The sequence below is a fragment of the Shewanella vaxholmensis genome, from assembly GCF_031932135.1.
Classification (GTDB): Bacteria; Pseudomonadota; Gammaproteobacteria; order Enterobacterales; family Shewanellaceae; genus Shewanella; species Shewanella hafniensis.
Genome location: NZ_JAUOEV010000002.1, coordinates 143,587 through 164,670, shown reverse-complemented (window position 1 = coordinate 164,670; position 21,084 = coordinate 143,587). Strand labels below are relative to the sequence as shown.

At 45.7% G+C, this 21,084-nt stretch carries 17 protein-coding genes; 7 read left to right on the top strand and 10 right to left on the bottom strand.

The window, feature by feature from the left end; translation table 11 throughout:
* Window positions 1-133: 133 nt before the first annotated feature.
* Window positions 134-1,039: an EamA family transporter RarD gene (gene rarD / locus Q4Q46_RS02805; RefSeq protein ID WP_126493450.1), complete on the bottom strand. Its 906-nt coding sequence runs from the start codon at window positions 1,037-1,039 to the stop codon at window positions 134-136.
* Between the two features lie 110 nt (window positions 1,040-1,149).
* Here rarD and Q4Q46_RS02800 point away from each other — a divergent pair, with 110 nt between their 5' ends.
* Window positions 1,150-1,602 (top strand): Lrp/AsnC family transcriptional regulator, encoded by a 453-nt coding sequence (locus tag Q4Q46_RS02800; RefSeq protein WP_006085905.1) that lies wholly within the window; start codon window positions 1,150-1,152, stop codon window positions 1,600-1,602.
* Window positions 1,603-2,303: 701 nt separating this feature from the next.
* Here the strand turns inward: Q4Q46_RS02800 and Q4Q46_RS02795 are convergent.
* The 3 genes from Q4Q46_RS02795 to Q4Q46_RS02785 are packed head-to-tail and all read right to left on the bottom strand — an operon-like array spanning window position 2,304 to window position 4,444.
* A complete protein-coding gene (locus Q4Q46_RS02795; RefSeq protein WP_028761645.1) occupies window positions 2,304-3,029 on the bottom strand; it encodes an amino acid ABC transporter ATP-binding protein in 726 nt (241 codons plus the stop codon).
* Window positions 3,022-3,702, bottom strand: coding sequence for an amino acid ABC transporter permease (locus Q4Q46_RS02790; protein WP_063883787.1), 681 nt, complete (start codon window positions 3,700-3,702; stop codon window positions 3,022-3,024). Before Q4Q46_RS02790 ends, Q4Q46_RS02795 begins: the two co-directional genes overlap by 8 nt.
* A gap of 7 nt (window positions 3,703-3,709) precedes the next feature.
* Window positions 3,710-4,444, bottom strand: a complete 735-nt coding sequence (locus Q4Q46_RS02785) for a basic amino acid ABC transporter substrate-binding protein (RefSeq protein WP_006085902.1) — start codon at window positions 4,442-4,444, stop codon at window positions 3,710-3,712.
* 369 nt (window positions 4,445-4,813) lie between these two features.
* Here Q4Q46_RS02785 and Q4Q46_RS02780 point away from each other — a divergent pair, with 369 nt between their 5' ends.
* Window positions 4,814-5,695, top strand: a complete 882-nt coding sequence (locus Q4Q46_RS02780; RefSeq protein ID WP_311905162.1) for a hypothetical protein — start codon at window positions 4,814-4,816, stop codon at window positions 5,693-5,695.
* 8 nt (window positions 5,696-5,703) lie between these two features.
* On the opposite strand, the gene Q4Q46_RS02775 is transcribed toward Q4Q46_RS02780, so the two are convergent.
* Complete coding sequence (locus Q4Q46_RS02775; RefSeq protein ID WP_311905161.1) at window positions 5,704-6,594, bottom strand: LysR family transcriptional regulator; 891 nt, start codon at window positions 6,592-6,594, stop codon at window positions 5,704-5,706.
* Window positions 6,595-6,716: 122 nt separating this feature from the next.
* Here Q4Q46_RS02775 and Q4Q46_RS02770 point away from each other — a divergent pair, with 122 nt between their 5' ends.
* From Q4Q46_RS02770 to Q4Q46_RS02750, 5 genes are all read left to right on the top strand, one after another.
* Window positions 6,717-7,151, top strand: a complete 435-nt coding sequence (locus tag Q4Q46_RS02770; protein WP_006082862.1) for a CidA/LrgA family protein — start codon at window positions 6,717-6,719, stop codon at window positions 7,149-7,151.
* Window positions 7,152-7,153: 2 nt separating this feature from the next.
* Window positions 7,154-7,873: an LrgB family protein gene (locus tag Q4Q46_RS02765; RefSeq protein WP_220592146.1), complete on the top strand. Its 720-nt coding sequence runs from the start codon at window positions 7,154-7,156 to the stop codon at window positions 7,871-7,873.
* Between the two features lie 178 nt (window positions 7,874-8,051).
* Complete coding sequence (locus Q4Q46_RS02760; protein WP_311889624.1) at window positions 8,052-8,543, top strand: GNAT family N-acetyltransferase; 492 nt, start codon at window positions 8,052-8,054, stop codon at window positions 8,541-8,543.
* A gap of 395 nt (window positions 8,544-8,938) precedes the next feature.
* Window positions 8,939-9,904: a D-alanyl-D-alanine endopeptidase gene (gene pbpG / locus Q4Q46_RS02755; RefSeq protein WP_259520710.1), complete on the top strand. Its 966-nt coding sequence runs from the start codon at window positions 8,939-8,941 to the stop codon at window positions 9,902-9,904.
* A gap of 192 nt (window positions 9,905-10,096) precedes the next feature.
* Window positions 10,097-11,722 carry a rhomboid family intramembrane serine protease gene (locus Q4Q46_RS02750; protein WP_311905160.1) on the top strand — a complete coding sequence of 542 codons (1,626 nt, stop codon included), beginning with the start codon at window positions 10,097-10,099 and terminating at the stop codon, window positions 11,720-11,722.
* 29 nt (window positions 11,723-11,751) lie between these two features.
* On the opposite strand, the gene Q4Q46_RS02745 is transcribed toward Q4Q46_RS02750, so the two are convergent.
* From Q4Q46_RS02745 to Q4Q46_RS02725, 5 genes are all read right to left on the bottom strand, one after another.
* Entirely contained in the window at window positions 11,752-12,849 is a 1,098-nt protein-coding gene (locus Q4Q46_RS02745) for a calcium:cation antiporter (RefSeq protein WP_063883781.1), read from the bottom strand.
* Window positions 12,850-12,989: 140 nt separating this feature from the next.
* A complete protein-coding gene (locus Q4Q46_RS02740; protein WP_063883780.1) occupies window positions 12,990-15,302 on the bottom strand; it encodes a toxin-antitoxin system YwqK family antitoxin in 2,313 nt (770 codons plus the stop codon).
* Between the two features lie 126 nt (window positions 15,303-15,428).
* On the bottom strand, window positions 15,429-17,156 hold the full coding sequence (locus Q4Q46_RS02735; RefSeq protein WP_311905159.1) for a toxin-antitoxin system YwqK family antitoxin: 1,728 nt from the start codon (window positions 17,154-17,156) through the stop codon (window positions 15,429-15,431).
* 12 nt (window positions 17,157-17,168) lie between these two features.
* Window positions 17,169-19,466, bottom strand: a complete 2,298-nt coding sequence (locus tag Q4Q46_RS02730) for a hypothetical protein (protein ID WP_311905158.1) — start codon at window positions 19,464-19,466, stop codon at window positions 17,169-17,171.
* Between the two features lie 345 nt (window positions 19,467-19,811).
* Window positions 19,812-21,020 carry a NupC/NupG family nucleoside CNT transporter gene (locus Q4Q46_RS02725; RefSeq protein WP_012088411.1) on the bottom strand — a complete coding sequence of 403 codons (1,209 nt, stop codon included), beginning with the start codon at window positions 21,018-21,020 and terminating at the stop codon, window positions 19,812-19,814.
* Window positions 21,021-21,084 lie beyond the last annotated feature (64 nt).

Here is a 21,084-nt window from a genome sequence, read left to right as displayed (position 1 = left end):
AATCTGTCAGTTTCGTTTCCTTGATGTGACAATATCTGACAGATTGCCCTAACTTGGTTCTGCCCCATTTCAATTTAGCGGTATCAGCCAAGTACTGATTCGTAATCAGCTATAGGCCAAATCTTGTTATGCTTCATACTTGGCTGCTTTTCGATTTAAACACTCTAAGCCCCCCTTCTAGTATCAGCACAATAACGGCAAGCCAAATTCCTATATAGGTAGGCCATTCATCTGGGGTGATGGTTTCGCCAAGCATTATTGCAACGACCAATAATAGTAAAGGTTCGACATAGATAAGTAGCCCGAAAAGACTTAGATTTAGGTATGGTGCAGATAAGGATTGTAACCCGAGCGCTAATGCACTTATTGCACCTAAGCCAATGGCTAACCATAGTGGTGAGCTGCTATGACTTAAGCTTTCAATCACATAGCCACCACTCAAGATAAAGTAGATACTCACTGGCACACTGAGCATCATATCAAACCATACTCCGCCAATGTTATTCGTATCAGTTTTTTGTCTTAACCAGAAATAGATTGGGTATCCTAGGCAAATGGCAAGTGTTGGCCAAGCTAATGTTTGGGAAATGACTAGTTGATTTAACACACCTATTAATGCAAACAGGCAAGCTATCAATTGCATTCGTGACAATTTGTCTTTAAATGCGAATCGGCCAACGACCACCATAGTGATGGGCATAATAAAATAGCCAAGTGACACCGCTAAGCCATATCCATTGCTGGGAGCCCACATGAATAACCAAAGCTGAATGGCGATTAAAAAGCTTGATGCTATTCGAGTTAACCAAAAGTGCTTTTCACGGATTATTCGCTGATAAATAACGATGACTTGCGACCAGTACCCCTGCACGCCGATAAAAACGGTTAAAAGTGGTAGCGTGAATAGTATGCGCCAACCATAGATTTCCTCACCACTGAGAGTGTCCAATAGGGCTGTATACGCAAACATTAACGCAAAAAGTGCCGATGCGGCCACATTCAGACTTATGCCGAGCGAGGTATTGGAGATTGATTTCATAGCATCCATAACGCAAAAAGGTAATTTAGCTGTATTTTATTATGTTACCTTTAAAATAAGTTCTCTAAATTGATGCTATTTTCAATAAAATTTCTCACTTGGCTGCCAATATGTCGCTCGATAAATACGACCACGCTCTTCTCGCGTTACTCCAACTGAACTGCCAAACCCCTCTACGGGAGTTGGCGGAAGCCGTTCATTTATCTACGGCGTCGGTTCAGCGTCGTATTCAAAAGCTGAAAGACAGCGGTTACATTCAATCTACGACCGCCATTTTAGATCCTGATAAGCTAAATAAAGTCATCACCATTTTTGTTGAAGTTCAGGTTGAAAAAAACGATATGAATTCGCTTCGGCAATTAAAAAAGGACTTTTCTGGTCCAGAAGTTCAGCAATGTTACTACGTGACAGGGGATGCCGACTTTATGTTGGTGCTGCTAGTTTCTCATATGCAACGATTCCAAGAGTTGTGTGATCAAATGTTCCACAATAATGCTAACGTAAAATGGTTCAGAACAATTGTGGTGCTGGATAGAGTTAAGGTGACTTTGGATGTGTTGTAATATCGCAGAACAGATATATAGCATTTTCTGTTAGTTACCAGTCGTGAAGCTAATTTTAATCCACTTGTGATAGCATTAATTGCTCCTGTAAGTTAGCCTAGATTCTGGGTTGACCCCTCTGCCACAATCCCTGTTCTAAGCAATTGAACACGAATTTTTCACCATGCTTTTAGTCATTCGAAATCTACAGATGAAAGCAAGGGATCTATCACGTATATGCCCGAAGCTTGCTAGCACTCGTTTAATGAATCGAAAACTGACGAATGAATACAGAGACATCCAGCCTTAATAGCACAGTTGTTAACCTCCGACTATGCTTGGGTCTAACTCGGAAATGTCCACTAGCTTTTTACGTACATATAGCAAAACTGGTAGTTAAAATTGGCTTTGGGTACCAGTGACCGTTGGCGACATGAATGTCGCCGTCGAGCCTATAAGGACATATTCACGGCGTGTCTCTGGAGAACAATGACAATAAACTCCCTGAACAGATAAACAGCTATTTAGCTTTTGTTCAATTCCTGTTAATTCAAGGCATAGTTCTTATGGTGTAGTGAAAGATGATTGTATCCTGACTCGTCTAATTTCGACTTTGTCATAAACGTTGAATGTAGGGATACTAAATTGAATCATTTACTCACTGCAGGCATTTATTAAATTCACTGCAGTGAGCATGAGGGACAGGACTAAAGCCGCTTAAGCTAGCGCAATACCTTGCTTAAAAACGCTTGGGTACGGGCTTCTTTGGGGTGGCTAAATAGCTCATCTGGCGGACTAGATTCGACTACATAACCGCCGTCCATAAAGATCACGCGATCGGATACATCCCGTGCGAAACCCATTTCGTGGGTGACAATCACCATGGTCATGCCCTTTAGCGCTAAGTCTTTCATCACGTCTAGCACATCGCCGACCATTTCAGGATCGAGTGCCGATGTTGGCTCATCGAACAGCATCAAGTCTGGTTCCATCGCTAATGCACGGGCAATGGCGACTCTTTGCTTTTGGCCGCCCGATAAACTGGCGGGGTAGGCATTGGCTTTGTCACTCAAGCCAACCTGTGCCAGTAGGTCGAGGGCTTTGGTCTCGGCCTGAGCTGGCGTCATCAGTTTTAGACTAATGGGCGCTAAGGTGATGTTTTGGATGACAGTTTTATGGGGGAACAGGTTAAAGTTTTGAAACACCATGCCCACTTTTTGCCGCAGTTTATCTACGCAGGCGTTTGGCGCTGTGATCAATTGACCTTCAATCTCGATATCGCCTTGGCTTGGCTGCTCTAACAGATTGATACAGCGCAAAAAGGTACTCTTACCACTGCCGCTTGGACCGATCACGCTCACCACTTCGCCCTGACGAATATGCTCGCTAATGCCCTTGAGCACTTGGTTATCGCCGAAGTTTTTATGCAGGTTGGTTATTTTAATCACTTTGTTTCAACCTCTTTTCAAATTTCGACAGCACAAATGTGAAGCTGTAGGTCAGGAATAGGTAGATGAGTGCGCAGGTAAATAACGGCACACTGTCCTCGAAGGTGCGGCTACGGATGATTTCACCGGCGCGCATAAGGTCGACGCCACCGATAAAGCCAATAACGGCGGTTTCTTTGAGGAGCACGATAAATTCATTACCAAGTGCGGGCAGAATATTCTTAATCGCTTGGGGCAGAATAATCGATTTCATGGTCATTGCTTGGGACAAGCCAAGTGAACGTGCCGCTTCGGTTTGACCTTTATCAACGGCTTGAATCCCCGCGCGGATTATCTCAGAAATATACGCGCCGCTATTGAGACCAAAGGCGATAATGGCGGCGGTGATTTTATCGACATCTAAGGCTGAAAGCACGATGAAGTAAAGGATCACTAATTGCACAACCACAGGCGTGCCACGGATAACACCGACATAAAGATTGGCGGGAAAGCGGATATACCACTTAGACGACATCTTCATAAAAGTGGTGCCAATGCCTAACACTGCGCCTAATAACATGGCGAAGAAAGTGACGATTAACGTCACCTTCAAACCATTTAATATCAGCAGTATACCTATCATGCCGTCTTCGCCAATTGGGCTAAACAGCGAGTTATTAATTGCGTCTATCATGCTGATATCACTTTATATGGGCAGAAACGAGCGTCTGATATTGGCCGTCGGCTTTCATGTTAGCCAGTGTTTTATTGATGCTCGCCAGCAGTTCAGGTTGCTCTTTTGATACGGCGAAGCCATAAAACTCAGCAGGAAAATCCAGCTTAATCATCTTTAATTCAGGATTTTTAGCCAGATAGTTAGCGGCAGGTTCGCTGTCGAATAACACTAAATCTACCTTGGCATTTTTAAGCTCCATAATGGCTTCGAAACCCGTATTAAAGGCGGTGATATTTTGGGTATATTTTTTCGACATGATGTCAGCGGTTGTGCCTAACTGCACCGCAAAGTGTTTGCCTTTAATATCTTCAAGCGTATGAATGCTATCGTTATCTTTGTTAACCAGTACCACTTGGGTCGCTTCGTAGTAAGGCTCTGAGAAGTTTACGTTGGCCTGACGTTCAGCGGTAATCGTCATGCCTGAGGCGATAAAATCAATCTTGCCCGAGTTAAGCGCGACGATCAGTGAATCGAATTTCATGTTTTCGACTTTGAGCGTCTTGCCGGCATCTTTAGCGATTTGCTTGGCCAGATCGATATCAAAGCCTTTGATTTCATCGCCACTTTGGCCGCCAACATATTCAAAAGGAGGGAAGGCGGCATTAGTGCCAACGACTAACACGTCATCGCTTTTTCCGCATCCAGCTAACAACAAGGTGGCAGTTAAGGTCAGGCCGCCTAATAACATGGATTTTTTCATTTAAGACTCTCTTATCGATTTCACTATCAGTGTGGCGACTATAGGCAGATGAGCATGTTGTGTCAATAATTATGCTTTTAATTTGATTAAAAATTCATTTTATTTTTACGGTTTTCAGTCGCAAGATTGAGGGCCACTGCTTTCCCGTACAAATTTGTGTATAAGTTGTTTTTTCTGGGTTGAATTCTTGTGCCTTGGTCTATATCTATTGTTACTGTTAGGTTTTTGGCTATCTGTACTTTTGTGGTGTTTATTAGCAGCATCTCAATGAGAGTGTCATAATTTGAACTATCGCCTATTATTCTTCGATTAAATTGGCTAGTTTAGCCGCTCTTTAACGGCAACCTTAGTTGGTGTTATTCCTATTTTATGCAGTTTAACCCTCTGGTTGATTTGATTATCAAACTAGAAACGATGTTTCAGGAGTCAAAAGTGAACTATTTCAACTCTGCATTAGTGTGTTTAGCCCTGTGCTTATCGAGTGCACTGCAGGCCGAAGAGCAAACTCAGTGGCATTACAGCTTAGGCAGCCATGATTTTGTGGTCGAGGATTCCCACACCTTAGGAGTGAATGCGAGTCTATTGTTAGAACATAAAACCCAAAGCGATATTTTGCTGACGGCGGCGCTGGATGCTTATATAGACATAGACGTCGATAAACTCGACCCTGACCATATCCCAGTGTGGTTTAAGTCCACCTATGCCGCGAGTGGTGAGTTGTATCGTATTAATCCTGAATTTTCATTGGGTTGGCAGTTCGACTTACAAGGAAAGCGTAATACTGTTAGCTCGGTGGAGAAACAAGCTAAGGTATTTCCTGGGCTTACAGCTAACTTTGATGGACAAGAATTACAGGCCCAGTTGAAGGCGGGAGCGGGTTATTACTATCTTGAAATCGATGACGATGTGCCTAGAACCCGAGGTTACGATCGTGGCGATTTTGGGAATGGTACGTTTGCTTATACCTTTATGGGAAGTGTAGGGGCTAATGTGACGCCTAAGCTACATATGCAAGTGGCCGCACAAACCTGGCAAGACGAAGACCAATGGTTAGAGAATCAATATCGCTTTGAGCTGAGTTACCAAACCGATTTTTGGCGGCCTGACAGCCTGCTCGTGCTGAGCGCCGAACACACGCAATACAATTTAGACCACTATGCCAAAGTCGATGTTAACTCGGCTGAGTATTTGCCTATTCTGCCATGGGATAGCGATACGCTAGTGCGTTTAAGCTTAGTGGTTCCTTGGTAAGAATAGGGTTATTTATGGGTTAAGTGCTTCTCGACTAAGGCGATCATGGCTTGAGCCGCGAAGGATAAAACTTGGTCTTTGCGCCAAAAGAGCGATAGCTCCCAGCGCAGCTCGTCACTCGCCAGCGGGATATTTACGACGCCTGACACGCTGTAGCGCCGCGCGATGGAGCGCGGTAATACCATAACCCCTGTGCCCGCGGCGACTAAGGCAATACCGAAATCGGCTTGGCTAACGCGGGTGATGTTTTTAGGGACAAATCCGGCGTGTCGGCAGGCATTGAGCACTAATTGGTAGAGAGTGTATTCGGTTTCGAACATCACTTGAGGATCGGCGCTGAGATCGCTAAACGACAATATCTGTCGGGTGGATAACGGATTTTCCTTAGGCAGCACTACTACCATAGGATCGTTAAACACACGTATGCCGTCATAGCCGTCATCAAAATCGATAATCCCTGTGGCCAATTCAATCTCACCCTTTTGGATCGCCGAAGTTTGTTCTACACCGCCACGGACGAGCAAGTGCATGTCAATTTGCGGATATTGCTGGCGATACTTAGCAATAATGGGGGCAAAAATCTCGGCGCTGCCGAGCGGCGCTAATCCCAGATTGAGTTCGCCCGCAGTTAAGCTGCGCTGCGCCGTGAGTTCGGCGAGCATGCGTTGCCGCCCTGCGAGCAGGTCTTTACCGTGTCGATAAACGACTTCGCCCGCGGGAGTGAGTTTGACTTGGGTGCCGCGTTTACCCCGCTCAAGCAAGGTGAGATCGAGCTCTTGTTCTAATTGGCGCACGGCTTTTGATAACGCAGGTTGGGTGAGGTGGACTTTATCGCTGGCTTTACCAAAGCCTCCGGCATCGACGATTTCGATAAAATAGCGAATAACTTTGAGGTCCATTGGGCTTCACCTTTAAATGTATTCTTAAAATTCATGTATTACATTCTTAATATTCATTTTTTTTATCAAATAAGCAAGCCTAGAATAGCCCCATAGAAAACTTTGTTCTAACCGAGAAAATCATGTCATTCCCACAAGCCGCAATACGTCAGTGTCGACATTGGGCTTTGTTATTAACCCAAATCGGCCTCTTCTGTTTACTGTCCTTCGCTTGTCACTGGTTCGCCACTTGGGCACATTCGCCTATTCCTGGGAGTGTGATTGGCTTAGGCATACTCTTATTTTTATTAGGTTTTAAGCTCATTCCCGAAAATGCCGTACAACTGGGCGCCGCTTGGTTGATTGGTGAGTTATTGCTGTTTTTTATCCCGCCTGTGATTTCGGTCATTAAGTACGAAGGTTTATTTGAGCAATACGGCACCAATATATTGTTCACTTTAGTGATGGGCAGTGTGTGTGTGATGTTTGGTACTGGCTTTGTGGTCGACAGAGTGTTTCGTTTTGAGCGCCAACTGAACATCAAAAAGCAGGCCCGTCGCCACGCTAAGGCAGCTTAGTTATGACTGACTCAAGAGTGGTCGATTTTGTATTGTCACAGACCGGATTAGCCCTATTTAGTTTATTGCTGACGGTATTTTGTTACTTCGGCGCTAAGCGTCTCTATAAGTACCACAGAGTCTGGTGGTTAGCGCCCATAGTGTTAGCGCCGATAGTGATTACCTTATTGGTGTTTAACCTTAAGATCCCGCTGCCAACCTATTTTGAATACACTCATTGGTTGATGGCCATGTTAGCGCCCGCGACTATCGCCTTTGCTTTGCCGATTTATCGTGAGCGTAACTTGATCCGCCAATATCCGCTGACGATAGGGTTAGGTGTAACGGCCGGATTATTTCTGGGGATGCTGTCTTCTTGGCTGCTGGTGAAGTTTGTGCCCTTGCCGGTGGAATTGTCTAAGAGTTTGCTGGTGCGTTCGGTGTCGACGCCCTTCGCGATGGAGGCCACTAGTGCCTTTGGCGGCGTGCCTGAGTTGACGGCCATGATGGTGTTAATCACAGGCGTGATTGGCATGCTGGTGTGTGAGCCGTTATTCAAATTTATGCGGATTCGTACTTCGTTAGGTAAAGGTGTGGCACTCGGCGCCTCGGCCCACGGTGCTGGCGCGGCAAAAGCCACTGAAATCGGTCAGCAAGAAGGCGTTATCGCCAGTTTGACTATGATTTTTATTGGTATCGCTATGGTATTAGGCGCCCCCGTGTTTGCCTTGATCTTTATCTAGGCTTTGAATTCTATCGTGTGAGTTTTATGGCTTGAATTGACACACCTCAATTTTGGCAAGTTTGCCTCTTCGGGCGCTAACACCTTCTCAGTTATGCGCCTTTTTTTTTGCTTGTGACCCGTCCTAAATATGGCATGCTGTACCCAGTTGAAATACAAAGTATTCAGGATGATTACAGATGTCTAATGAGCGAGATAAACCGTTAAAAACACAACAAAGCGTGAGTCTACGTCCGGTTGAAGAAACTGATCTTGAGGCGATTTTTGCCCATCAAAGCGATCCCATTGCTAACCAGCTTGCACAGTTTCCACCAAGGGATCGGGAAGCGTTTTTTAAGCATTGGCATGGGAATATTCTTGGACAAGTCAATGTGCTAGCGAGGGCTATCGATTTCGATGGCAAGTTTGTGGGCAACATAGGCCATTGGCATAGTGACGGGCAAGCGCTGATAGGATATTGGATTGACCGTGATTACTGGGGCAAAGGCATCGCGACCCAAACCTTAGCGCAATTTTTGCCTTTAGTGAGTGCGAGGCCACTCTTTGCCGAAGTGGCTAAGCATAATCTAGCCTCCCAGCGAGTCCTCTTAAAACACGGGTTTGTGCTGACGGGTCAATTAATTCAAGAGAGCCAAGATACTGAAGCATTGCTCGAATTTGTTTTACGTTAGCCTATAACGGCTCAATCTCGGTATTTATGGCGTATGTTAATGCGTTTATACGCCATAAATCACATCTTCCAATCCTTAAAATCCCTGAACTGCAGTCGCTTTTGTTAAAAGTGTAAAAAGTCGTTCATTATTTTTATTGCCAATGATTCTACTGCCAAAACTCTCTTTTAAAGACGTAGTCGCTGTAGTAAGTCAAAAGACTGGATCTAGCCGCTTGATTATTCAAGATTAGTGACAGGTTAAGCTGGTTTTACATAATAAAAATTGAGGAGAAACTGCTGATCTTGCAGATAAAAGTCTAATTGCATTCTATTTCTTTCACGGTAGAACTCCTATACTTAGCCAAACCTTGTGCCATAGCACAATCGATCCCTTATCTATTCAGTGAAATCTAAATGAAGATCCGTTTTCTGCTCAGTAGTTTTATCCTTGTATGCAGCAGTCTCACTGTTGCCGCGACAGCGCATTCAGCCGATTCGGCCTCTGTCACTACTAAACATGCCAGCAAAAATGCACCCGCTAAAAAAGCACCTGCAAAACAGCAAGAAGTGGCATCGAGTAGCGCTATGGTGGTCGACCTTAAAACCAATGAAGTTTTATATTCGAGTAACCCTAATGCCGTGGTGCCCATCGCCTCAGTGACTAAGCTGATGACGGCCATGGTGACCTTAGATGCAAAGCTGGCGATGGACGAAAAGTTAGCGGTTAATATTAACGACACCAAAGAAATGCGCGGCGTCTATTCTAGAGTGCGTATCGGCAGTGAAATTAGCCGTAAAGACATGTTATTACTGACTTTAATGTCATCAGAAAACCGCGCTGCAGCGAGCCTTGCTCACCATTATCCCGGTGGTCATAAAGCCTTTATTAAGGCGATGAATGCCAAAGCTAAAGCACTGGGCATGAAGAATACCCGTTATGTTGAGCCGACGGGTTTGTCGTACAAAAACGTCTCTAGTGCCAGCGACCTAATTGTGCTGCTTAAGGCCAGTGAAGGTTATCCTATGCTAGGCCAATTGAGTTCGACCGAGAAAAAGACGGTCACCTTTGCTAAACCTAAATACAGCTTAGATTTTCGTAACACTAACCGTTTGGTTTATAAAGATAACTGGAATATCCATCTCACCAAAACTGGTTTTACTAACGAAGCGGGGCATTGCTTAGTGATGCGCACTGAAATGGCAAAACGCCAAGTGGCCTTTGTGGTGCTCGATGCCTACGGTAAATATACCCATATTGCCGATGCAAACCGTTTACGTAACTGGTTAGAGACAGGCAAAGTCACTCCGATCCCTGCCGAAGCTAAGCAATATAAGAAACAGCGTAGCCAGCAACAATTAGCTAAGTTGAGTGAGACCTAGGCTTTGACCTTGAAGTCGAACAGGAGCATATCTCTTGCCTTAACGGCTTTGTAAAGACTAAAAAACCAAAGGCCAGATGAGCAATCCATCTGGCCTTTGGCTTTTTTAATACTGTAAGTCCTTGATGATTTTTGGTAGATTCCCCGTGGTATTATTACCATAGTGATTGATGTACTCAAGGAAGAAATACGTGTGGCTGTTCTGCTAAAAAAACTTCAACTGATCTATTTTCCCTTCTTATCCACGAGCCTGTTATTTATCTCTGGCTATAGCTTAATCCATTGGCTGTTGTTGATTAAATTTGAGTTTTTTAGCTTAGATGAAGATCTGGTCAATTTTGGATTACCGCTGATATTGTCATGGCTCTTGTTGCTTGTTTTTCTGAGGCCAAGGCTAAAACTGCTGAAGTTTGTTAAGGATAATTCACGCTTTTACTATCTACTTTTCGCCGTGCAGCTCGTGGCTGTGCCTTGCATTATTGCGCAGGAATATCTTAAAACAGCAACGGGTCAGTTAACCCAATTAGCATCGATCCAAGAATTGTATCTACATAAAAAGACACAGTATTACCAGTTACAGCAAGCTTATATTGATAAGGCGCAAATTGGTGTGCAGCGAAAGATTGAGGTGACAGGAAAAGGTAACAGTCACTTGAATATGACGCTCTATATTGCGATGCCGATTTTTGCGAGTGGCGCCGATCGTCGCCGAACTTCTGTCTTAGCTTGGTATGGTAAAACTTATCAGCAGGAGATCAGTAATAGACTCGAACCCGATGAAAAGGAACAAGCATACAAGGCCTTTTTGACTCAATCCCAACGTGAGTTTGATCAGTTTGACCCGCAAACGTTTGTTTACATTGAACGATTAGCCCCTTCGTCGCTGCAGAGAGACTTACTTAGCGCAGCAGAGAAAAGTCCGCTTTATCAAGCTGAATACCCAACGATTTTTATGCCGAAGTTTGAGCCATTTGAAGCCCGTAATGGCCATAAACTCGCTTGGATGCTGATTTGGTTTGTTGCAGGTGCGTTAGTCTGGTTTGTGCTCTTGCTGCGGGTGAAACTGGATGAAGAGGTGCTTAAGGCTGAAACAGTTACAAAGCGTTTGAACCATGCGGGCACAATCGCCGAGCTTAATGATTTTTTTGAAATGATACGGCCCAAGCCGGGTTTTATTGCAACTCCAATTCTGATGTATCTCAATGTATTAGTGTTTATCTTTATGGCATGGTCAAGCCAACATGTTATTAGTCTACAGGGGAGTTTCCTGCTTGAATGGGGAGCTAACTTTCGACCTAAAGTGCTTGCTGGTGAGTGGTGGCGCTTAATTACGAGTACCTTTATCCATGGCGGTTTAGCCCACTTAGCGCTGAATCTTTACGGCTTGTTTTTTGTCGGTAGCTTTCTTGAACCTGTACTCGGTAAGTGGCGACTATTTTTGGCGTATTTGATCACTGGGGTATTGGCGAGTATCGCCAGTATCTGTTGGTATGATGCCACTGTGAGTGTCGGTGCATCGGGCGCCATTATGGGGCTATTAGGAATACTCGTGATTTGGGCTTGGAAAAAGATTTTCCCTGAGGATATCAACTGGATATTGAATATTAATTTGGCATTTTTTGTGACCATAAGTCTGGTCGCCGGATTATTGGGTGGAGTGGACAATGCTGCCCATGTTGGCGGATTGCTGAGTGGGTTAGGCTTGGGTTACCTTTCGCTGGACTTTGCTCGAGGTGCTCAGGTGGCTCGAGGTGCTCAGGGGACTCGGAAGATTGAGGGCCATAGCTCAGTTAAAAAGCGTAAGCCGAGACGCAAATAAGTCGTGCTCGGCTTTGGATTTTTGAAGATTTAGGCGTGTTCAAACATTAGGAATAAGTAAACGATAAATAACACTATATGCGTCGCGCCGTGTAGGGCATTGGTGCGACCGCTGCTGAAGCTGACCTTGCAGACCATTAAACTGGTGATTAACAGCACCATGTCGGCGGGTGACAAGCCTAAATGCACTTCTTGACCTATCACGCCGCCAATAATTAATACTGCGGGAACGGTAAGGGCAATTGTGGCGAGCACTGAGCCGAAATACAGATTCATCGCCCGCTGTAATTGATTGTTTAATGCCGCCTTAAATCCGCCCACCGCTTCGGGTGACAAGATCAAACAGGCCACGATAAAGCCACCTAATGCCTGGGGTGCGCCTAAGGTAGCGACACTGTAATTGATTGGCATGGCTAAGGTTTTTGCCAATAAGATCACCACTAGCAAGTAACCAATCAATAGCACGGTATGATAGGCATTACTGCGTAATATGCCGTGGTGTTCCTCGTGATCTTCATGGTCTGCATCGACAAAGAAATGACTGTGGCTCTTGGTTTGTACGACTAAAAATACGCCATAGAGCAGAATAGAAATAATGATCAGCATCCAAGACATGGCTTTAGACATGCTGCCGATAGTGCCGCCTTCGGTAAAATTGGGCAACACTAAACAGAGTAAGGCGAGGGGGATAATGACGACCAAATAGGATTTTACGCCATCTAAATTAAAAAGCTGGGTGTGGTAACGCCAGCCGCCAAGTAATAAGGTGAATCCCACTAAGCCATTGATAATCAACATGACCACGGCAAACATAGTGTCGCGCGCCATCACAGGGTTAGGTTCCCCTGTCAGCATCACGGAGGAGATCATCACCACTTCGAGTGATATTACCGACAGGGTTAAGATTAAAGTGCCATAGGGATCGCCAAGCTTAATCGCTAGCGCATCAGAGTGGCGCACCACTGAGAAGATAGCCCAAGTGACAACGCCCAATAGGGCGAGTGATACGGGAATATAGGTCGAAAGCGCAGTGCCATCGGCGAGTAAGCTATCGCCACCGGTTTTAAAGAATACTAAGGTCAGTATTCCCAGTAGCAGGGCGAACTCGTCTTTCATAAATGTCTTCATAGGCAGTTTGTCCAAAGCGAAAAAAAGGCCGTTAGTATAGACACTTGTTATGGCACACTTTGCATGAAACTTCTTTTAGATTTGGGGTTAAGGATAAATATTTGAGCTAGATCGCTGTAATCCCCAACCCCATTTCTACGTTAGCCGTGGTGCTCGGTTTTAATCAGCTTACCGAGTTGATCATAGTGATTCCAATCCCCTGATTCTCGGTCGCTGATGTAACTGCCTTCGGTGCGTTTTTCGCCATTAGGCCAAAAGCTTTGCCATAGACCTTCCTTGCGATCCCTCAGATATGTCCCTTGTTCGGCTAGTTTGCCATTATTGTGATAATAGCTGGTATCGCCTTCTTTTTGGCCTTTTACCCAAGTTTCAACGAGTTGTGGTTTACCGTTCTGGTGATATTGTTTAACCTGACCATCGAACGAGCCTTTGGCATAAGTGGCCTCTAGTTTGAGTTGGCCGTTACTGTAGTATTCCTTCGATTGACCATGGTTTTGCCCGTCTAAAAACTCAGTGCTGGCCGCTTGTATTCCATCCTCAAACCAGCTTTCCCATAGTCCAGTTTGATTGCCTTTATCCATAGTGCCGCTGAGTTTTAGCTGGCCATTATTGGGATAATATTCGGCATACGGGCCTGTTTTGTCATTTTTATCATAGGTTTCGGAGCGGAAAACCACTTGCTTAAAGCTGTAAAACTCCCTAACGCCGTGACGCTTGTTTTCCTGCCAATGGCTTTTTTGTTGGATATTCCCTTCTGGAATAGCGCCATAGGTCGGGTCTTTTTCTTCGTAGCGGTAGTCAATCCACAGACCCGTTTTTTGATTATCGAGATATTGCCCTGCCACACGGCGACGTCCGTGGTAATACTCTATGTAGTCACCATTGAGTTTGCCATCGGCGAAGGTTTGCTCCCGCTGTTTCTGGCCTTCGCTGTACTGGATCCATAAGCCTTGTTTATTGCCGTTTTGATATTCGCCTTCTTCATTAGGATCGCCATTGGCATACCAACGGGCAAAATGGCCATCGAGCGGATAACGACTGGCATTTTCCTTTTTCTCCGAGGCGTAATGGGCGAGTTCGCGAGGTTTGCCATTGTCATAAAAGGATTCATATTGACCCACCCATTGACCATTAATGCGTTTGCCCCGCTCATTAACAGTGCCATCCTCAAAGTAGGACTCGGATTTACCCGTCAGTTTACCTTCGACATATTCATCTAAGCTGCGCAGTTGACCATTGCTATGGTAACGGCGTGATTCACCGTGTCGCTGCCCCTGTTGCCATTGCTCAGAAGATTGCAGTTTGCCTGCGCTATAGCGCTCAAATAGCCCATCTCGAATGCCCATGTCGTAGTGGCTTTTTTCGAGTAAATTACCTTCGGCATCATAACGCTCCGATGGGCCATGAAGCGGATACTGGCCATTCTCAGCCAGCTTTGAGTCTTGATAGCTGCGCAGTTCTTTAAGTTGGCCGTTGTCGTAGAAATACTTTTGCGTACCGGCAAGTTGGTTCTGCTTATAGTTGAGATCGCTGGTGAGGTTTCCTTCGGCATTAAAATATTGCTGCTGCCCATCTAAAGCGTCGTTAACATACTGTTCTTCAACTTGTAATTTACCCGCATCGTTAAATTGCTGACACTTGCCTTGGCGTTGCCCTGCCTTATATTGGCAGAGGCTAGCGAGTTCGCCATTGGGGTAAAACGTCCGTTCTTCACCATCGAGCTGATTAAGGTTGAACTGGCTGGCACTCGATTTAGTTCCGTCGTCGAAGAAGGTTTCCCACAATCCTTGGCGGCGACCTTCGGCATCGAAGCGGCCAGTCACAGAGGCTTGCCCATCGGGATTTTGCTCTAAATAGGGGCCGGAGAGTTGGTTGTTCGCATAGCTTTGGCTTTGGGATAAGGTGCCGTTTTCATAGAAACTTTCCCATTTACCGTGGCGCAGGTTATCGAGGTAGCTTTCTTGGGCTTGCAGTTTACCACTGGCATAGAAGCGTTTTACCTGCTCTTTTTTACCGTCTTTATAGCGCGTTGTTTGGGTGAGTTGGCCGCTGCTGTTGTATTCCTTCCATTCGTCCGTGGGCACGCCTTTGGTAAATTGCTGCTCCTCTGTGACTGCACCGCTTAAATCGAACAGTCGCCAAGTGCCATCTTGATAACCTTGCAGGTAGTTTCCTTCGATAAGCTTGCTGTTATTAGTATGAAATACTTGCCATTTGCCATTAGGTATCCCTTCGGAAAACTGCCCTAAGGTATATCCTTGGTTATCGCGGACTATGGCGATATCGCCATTTAAGGGCATGCCAGTGGCGAGATTGTAATAGCTGGGTATTCCGTCTTGCTGACGAATTTCGACCATCATGGAGGAGAGGTTTTGCGCTGCCTGCGCATGGAGACTCACTATACTAGCCCCTGCAATGGCTAGGCTAATCACGCGAAATGGGGTATTGAACATGCTGATTCCTTGTTCTGGGTCTTAAGGCCAAGGTATGTGCGGCCTATATAAGAATCCTAATTTTAAACTGCTTGGTTTATCTATTGCGCTGTGCACTCAATGCAGTGCACAGCGTCTAGGCTTAAGCTAAAACCGAGGGAAAACATCATCAGAAGTGACCACGGGGGGTGGCATTTCCTGATTTAAAAACTGGCCATTATGGTAGCTATTAATCACCCGTATCCAGCCATGATCCTCAAACTCGTATTGTTTACCATCAAGCCTGCCTAGTTCGTCATATTTGGCGATTTGGAGCACATAGTCTTCTGATGAGCGCAATTCCCAATAGCCGACTTGTTTGCCTTGGTCATAGCGACCATACCAATAGCGTCTTTCAGGGTTGGGTATTGGGCGAAAACCGAACTCACCATCGGTAAATATCCAATCGCCATCCTGTTCACCATTACGGTATTCGCCTTTTTCATACACTTGGCCGTTACTGGCGTAACGCTGGACTAAACCATCGGGCTTGCCATGTTTAAAGTGAATAGATTCAAGCAACTGGCCAGAGTTGGTCTTGTTGAGGTATTCACCGTGGAGCTCACCATTATCATCGTGGCTATAGGTGAGGGTGGCGTCATCTTGAAATTTCTTCCAAGTACCTGCTTGTTTATCTTTGGCATATTGACCTTGCTCTACTAGCTGAGTTTTCCCTGTGGCAGGCTCAATTTTTACCGTTTCATAGGCGCCTTCACGCTTACCCGCCTGATAATATTCGCGGGAGAGGGTGATGACATCGTTGTAGTCGAAAGATTTTATCTGTAAGCCATTCAATTGCTTATTGAGTCGCTCCTGGCGCTCGATTAACAAGCCTTTTTTGAAGGTTTCGGAGAGTGACCAGTTTTTGAGTTTGTCTTCTTCTTGAGTCTCAATCAATTGGTCATCGCGATAGCGCTGCTGTTTACGATAAACCCAGCTATTACCTTGGTATTTGCTGTCTGTGGTTTTTTTAATTTGCCCTTGTTCATCGTATTCGATAGCTTGGAGGACATCACCCTTATCGTTGGTGACTTCCTTTAATTTGATCTGACCATTTTCATAATAAGTCAGCTGCTCACCGACCTTATAATCAGCTTGATATTGGTAGTGGCGCTCGACCTTGCCATCCGGGAAGTATTCAAAATAATCCCCCTGTTTTTTATCTTTAACATAAGCTTGGGTCGAAAGCAGTTTACCAAAGCCCCAACTCGTTTCGTTGCCATGTTTGAGCCCATCCACCATGGGGATTTCGAGGTGTAAGTTGCCATTGTCATAGTATTGGGTGACACAGGTGCCACTTTTACAGACTTTGCCTCTAAGTTTGCCTTCGTCATCATAGAGTTCGCTTATGCCTACTTCTTTGCCATTTTGATAGCTCGCTTTGTAACGGATATTGCCGCCTTCCCAGTAATTCGTTTCTAGGCCTTGTTTCACGCCATTTTCATAGTGCGTTTCAACATACAGTTGACCGGTGGCAATGTATTTTTTAAGCAAGCCATGAAGTTGGCCTTGCTCGTTACGAAAGCCTTGCTCGTACGGTTTGCCATCCTCAAAGTAACATTGATACGCACCGCGAAATTGTTCGCTGGTGATTTTTTTACCGATCTTGTTATCGGCGAGGGCGCTGGCGCAGAAAAGCATATCTTTGTTTTTGTAATAGACCTCAGCCTTATAATTGCCATCGATCATTTCAGTCGATAGCTTTAAATAGTACTGAGCCTGTTTTTTATCTTTGACGACATTCCAATGTTCATCGAGTAGCACACTGTCTGCACTGGCATTAGCACTGATAAGTACGAGTGCTCCAAGGAGCCGATTTACTGTAAATAGACGCATAACCGCTCCTTTTTATGGCAAAGGTTTAAAGGTGAATTCATAGGGGATATTGACGGGGTCTTTAGAGATAGTCATATAACTCACCTTGGCGGCGGGGCCTGCAATACTCAAATAACGGCCATCGACCAGCACCTCGTTTATCCGCTGCTCAGTATTTTCGGGGAGTCGAATGCTTAACAGATTGCCTTGGGCATCTTCGACCTTAAAGTAATTTTTAAGATCGCTACTCGGCTCATTGCCATATCCGGTTTGCGTCAGCCAAGACTCTAAATCGATTAACCAAGGGCGGTCGGTTACAGCCAGTTCTAAAGGCTGCCAGTGAATATCACCTTGGCAATGGATCTTGCCCTTGATCTGTTTATCGTAGAAAAACTGCCGCACGCGGTCTGGGGTCATCAAACTATAGGCTGCCCCGTTTGGGGCGTTGGGATCAAACTGCCAAGTGACGGGATTTTTACCCTCATTAAAACCTTGATCTATTTCAGGTTTGCAGGCGGTTGCCAAGGCAGCTGACATGGGAATATACAGATTATGACCATTGTCAGTTACAGGTTTTATCCCTTGGATCGTACTGAACTCATTTTTTGCAGCATCTAGCGCCGGATTGATAAAGCTACCTAGGCCAGCGTTACCAAACTCGGTGGGAGGATTCGCCAGATTTTTGTTGTAGTCGCTAAATTGTACAAAGCGGATCGTTTTGGTTTGAGTCAACTCCGGCTGGGGTTGTTGCTCAATTAACATCAGGGTTTTAGGAATTTCATCCAGCTTGAGTAACAGTGCGTTGCTGGTGAGGTGATGGCTCTCATCGGCCCCAATCAATTGTTCTAGCAGCTCCTTTTCCGTCGCCGTTAGCCAAGAGGGATAATTACCTTCGCGACGGGCCTCAGCCATCATGCCTTTAAATTGTTGGAAAGGCAGATTAATACTCTGATCCTCACTCTGCTTTGACACGACTTTAAAGAGTTTCGCCTCGGCATCGAGCACTTGGATTGTTAGGCTGGCATCGCCAACCGTGTAAGGTGTTGCCAGCAGTTCATCCCACGACTTTTCGACTATCTTATTCGTCTGTGGGATAAGTGTTAGCTTGGCAGTAATATGGTCTATCTGTTTGAGTTTATTCGCTGTGTTATCCCACCCAGTCGCAATAATATCGGTTGAAGACTCAATCGAGGGATGGTAATTCCTCGCCCAACCTTTACCGTGCTGCCAGAAGTGAATGTCAATCGGTTTGCCGTTTGCGTCATAGGCGGTTAAGTCTTCATAACGCACATCGGCTTCCACATATTGCGGACTCATATTGTGGACAAAGCGCAATTGCAGATCTTCAGGGGTATCAGTGCCCCAAGGGCCAAGATTATCTAAAATACCTTGTTGATCAGGTAATAAGGATTGTATAAATGCCTCATTATTGGGGCGATATTCCTGCGGTATATCGCTAATGCGGTACAGCTCCTTTTGCCGATCATCCCTATCGCGCTCAGCATCAAAGCTATCATCGGCATGCCAAAGCGTGCTCATGATGTAAGGGCGATCCTTAGGCGCCATTACGGTTCGGTGGGTGAAAGTACGCCCTTGGCGCTCTTCCCGTTGAAAAAACGCCATGCTCTCTAACCAACCTGTTTTGCGGTTAACTTCGAACTTGCCATAGGCCTTATACTTGTCTTTCTCCCCTTGTAATACGGCGATCAACTTATCTTCACTGACCTGCTCAACCGTCCAAGTTAAGCGCCCATCCATGGGGGCGTTGATGCTATAACCAACGCTAGGCTCAAGCGCTACAGGCAAGGTTGGGGCTTGTTTAAACAAGTGATTAAGATTTTGCCAGCGCTCAAATAACTCCTTGATATCTTTTTGATCTATCTTGGCAATGGGAGTCAGTTGGCGGACTTCACCATTGTTAAATTCCACATTAAAGCCGTCTTTAACCAACTGAACGATTTCATTGGACTTGCCTTTAGGGTCAATATTGCTCACCGGGATCGGCATGCCATAATCGCTAATTTGCAGCAGGTTAGGTTGGATAAAAAAACGGGCGTTGTTGGTTAACGGTGCTCTTAAGCTGGCCGCCTTACCCTCTGGATTTTGTAATTGGTAATTCAGCAGTAATCGTGCCTGCAACACTTTGCGAGTTTCGAAACCATCGTTGAGGCTTATGGTAGAAATAATCTGATACTCGCGATCTGCAGGTATATTCGTCGTAACCGATTCTGAGGACGTCGTTGAGTCATCGCAGGCGGTTAACAAGAGTGTGATACTTGCCACTGTCAGTGCGATTGCGGCGTGAACTGCCTTGTATTTCCCTGTGGCCATTTGTGCTCCCTTGGCTGCGCATGTTATTGAAATGTAAATGTATTAATCTTGGTTTGGCGACATTATACACAAAAACTATCTGAGGCAATAAAACGACGTCATCAAAATGTGAGCATAAAGGCGAGTAAGCAAGGTAAGAGACTGTCCGTGCTTATTTTGTTTGCGACGAGGTTTAGGCCTTGCGGCAGTAAAGACGAGCTTAAGCGGATAATTAAGCGGGGGATAAAGCAAAACCCAAACCAAGGCGTGCTTGATTTGGGTTTACGCTGGGAGCCGCTGTTTCTATTTCGATGCTCGAGATCAGTGATTGATACTCGAGGACAGAAAGCTGTTATCGAAAACAAGTTACAGCGAGAGGATCACGCTGGCGATTGCCGCACTCATCAGGTTAGCGAATACGCCAGCGGCAATGGCGCGAAAACCATTACGGGCGATAAATTCGCGGCGCTCTGGCACCATGCTACCCAGTCCACCGATCAAAATTGCCATGGTTGAAATATTCGCAAAACCACACAGGGCAAAAGTCACAACGGCCTGAGAATGGGCACTCAGTTGGTCTTCGACTTTCATTAACTGGATGAAGGCCACGAACTCATTCACCACGATTTTTTGGCCAATCAGTGAGCCCGCAGTAATGGCTTCATGCCAAGGAATACCCAGCAGCCACGCCATAGGGGCGAACAGATAACCGAGCAAGAATTCGAAGCTTAACTGGTAACCGAACCATTCGCCCACAGCGCCTAACATGCCATTCAGTAGGGCGATAACACTGACAAAGGCCAGCAGAGTGGCACCAATCCCGACAGAAATCCGCATGCCAGACATAGCGCCATCGGCTAAGGCTTCAACCACATTGGTGGCGCGTGGCAATTCGACTGAGGTGATTTCATCTGAATTGTTTTTGTCATTTTCGTTGGGTGGCATGAGGATTTTTGCCATCAACAGACCCGCGGGGGCCGACATAAAGGCAGCGGCAATCAGATAGTTAAGATCGACACCTAAAGCGGCATATCCCACTAAGGTACCGCCCGCGACTGAGGCTAAACCACAGCTCATTACCGCGAAGAATTGCGAATCGCTCATGTGCTTTAAATAAGGTTTGATCACCAGCGGCGCTTCAATCATGCCGACGAAGATATTCGCCGTGGCAGATAAAGACTCGGCGCGGCCCGTGCCCAATAAACGCTGCAGACCACCACCAATAATGTTGATCACCTTAGGCATAAGACCAATATGGTATAGAGCTGAAATCAGCGCCGAGAAGAAGATGATGATACCTAACACATTGATCGCAAATACGAAGCCGACTTTACCCGTGGCGAGATCGCCAAACAGGAAACCAATCCCTTCGTTGCCATAGGCTATCACGCTCGACACGCCCGCCGTAACAGATTGCAATACGGCCTTACCCGCAGGGACGTAGAGCACTAACAGGGCAAATATAATTTGTAAGCCTAGGGCTAAAATCACAGTGCGGTAGGGAATGTTCTTGCGGTTCACTGACAGTAACCAAGCAAAAAACAAGATGCTAATCATGCCTAATATCGCGGTCATAATGGGTTTATTCTTTTGAGTGATAGAAGAAGTCGCGCATTGTAGGCCGAGTCAGCGTAAGGGC

What these genes read in the sequence shown, in the direction of transcription:
- rarD (WP_126493450.1), bottom strand. Translation starts at nt 1,039, where the DNA reads ATGAAATCAATCTCCAATACCTCGCTCGGCATAAGTCTGAATGTGGCC.
- Q4Q46_RS02800 (WP_006085905.1), top strand. Translation starts at nt 1,150, where the DNA reads ATGTCGCTCGATAAATACGACCACGCTCTTCTCGCGTTACTCCAACTG.
- Q4Q46_RS02790 (WP_063883787.1), bottom strand. Translation starts at nt 3,702, where the DNA reads ATGATAGACGCAATTAATAACTCGCTGTTTAGCCCAATTGGCGAAGAC.
- Q4Q46_RS02785 (WP_006085902.1), bottom strand. Translation starts at nt 4,444, where the DNA reads ATGAAAAAATCCATGTTATTAGGCGGCCTGACCTTAACTGCCACCTTG.
- Q4Q46_RS02780 (WP_311905162.1), top strand. Translation starts at nt 4,814, where the DNA reads ATGCAGTTTAACCCTCTGGTTGATTTGATTATCAAACTAGAAACGATG.
- Q4Q46_RS02775 (WP_311905161.1), bottom strand. Translation starts at nt 6,594, where the DNA reads ATGGACCTCAAAGTTATTCGCTATTTTATCGAAATCGTCGATGCCGGA.
- Q4Q46_RS02770 (WP_006082862.1), top strand. Translation starts at nt 6,717, where the DNA reads ATGTCATTCCCACAAGCCGCAATACGTCAGTGTCGACATTGGGCTTTG.
- Q4Q46_RS02765 (WP_220592146.1), top strand. Translation starts at nt 7,154, where the DNA reads ATGACTGACTCAAGAGTGGTCGATTTTGTATTGTCACAGACCGGATTA.
- Q4Q46_RS02760 (WP_311889624.1), top strand. Translation starts at nt 8,052, where the DNA reads ATGTCTAATGAGCGAGATAAACCGTTAAAAACACAACAAAGCGTGAGT.
- pbpG (WP_259520710.1), top strand. Translation starts at nt 8,939, where the DNA reads ATGAAGATCCGTTTTCTGCTCAGTAGTTTTATCCTTGTATGCAGCAGT.
- Q4Q46_RS02745 (WP_063883781.1), bottom strand. Translation starts at nt 12,849, where the DNA reads ATGAAGACATTTATGAAAGACGAGTTCGCCCTGCTACTGGGAATACTG.
- Q4Q46_RS02740 (WP_063883780.1), bottom strand. Translation starts at nt 15,302, where the DNA reads ATGTTCAATACCCCATTTCGCGTGATTAGCCTAGCCATTGCAGGGGCT.
- Q4Q46_RS02735 (WP_311905159.1), bottom strand. Translation starts at nt 17,156, where the DNA reads ATGCGTCTATTTACAGTAAATCGGCTCCTTGGAGCACTCGTACTTATC.
- Q4Q46_RS02730 (WP_311905158.1), bottom strand. Translation starts at nt 19,466, where the DNA reads ATGGCCACAGGGAAATACAAGGCAGTTCACGCCGCAATCGCACTGACA.
- Q4Q46_RS02725 (WP_012088411.1), bottom strand. Translation starts at nt 21,020, where the DNA reads ATGACCGCGATATTAGGCATGATTAGCATCTTGTTTTTTGCTTGGTTA.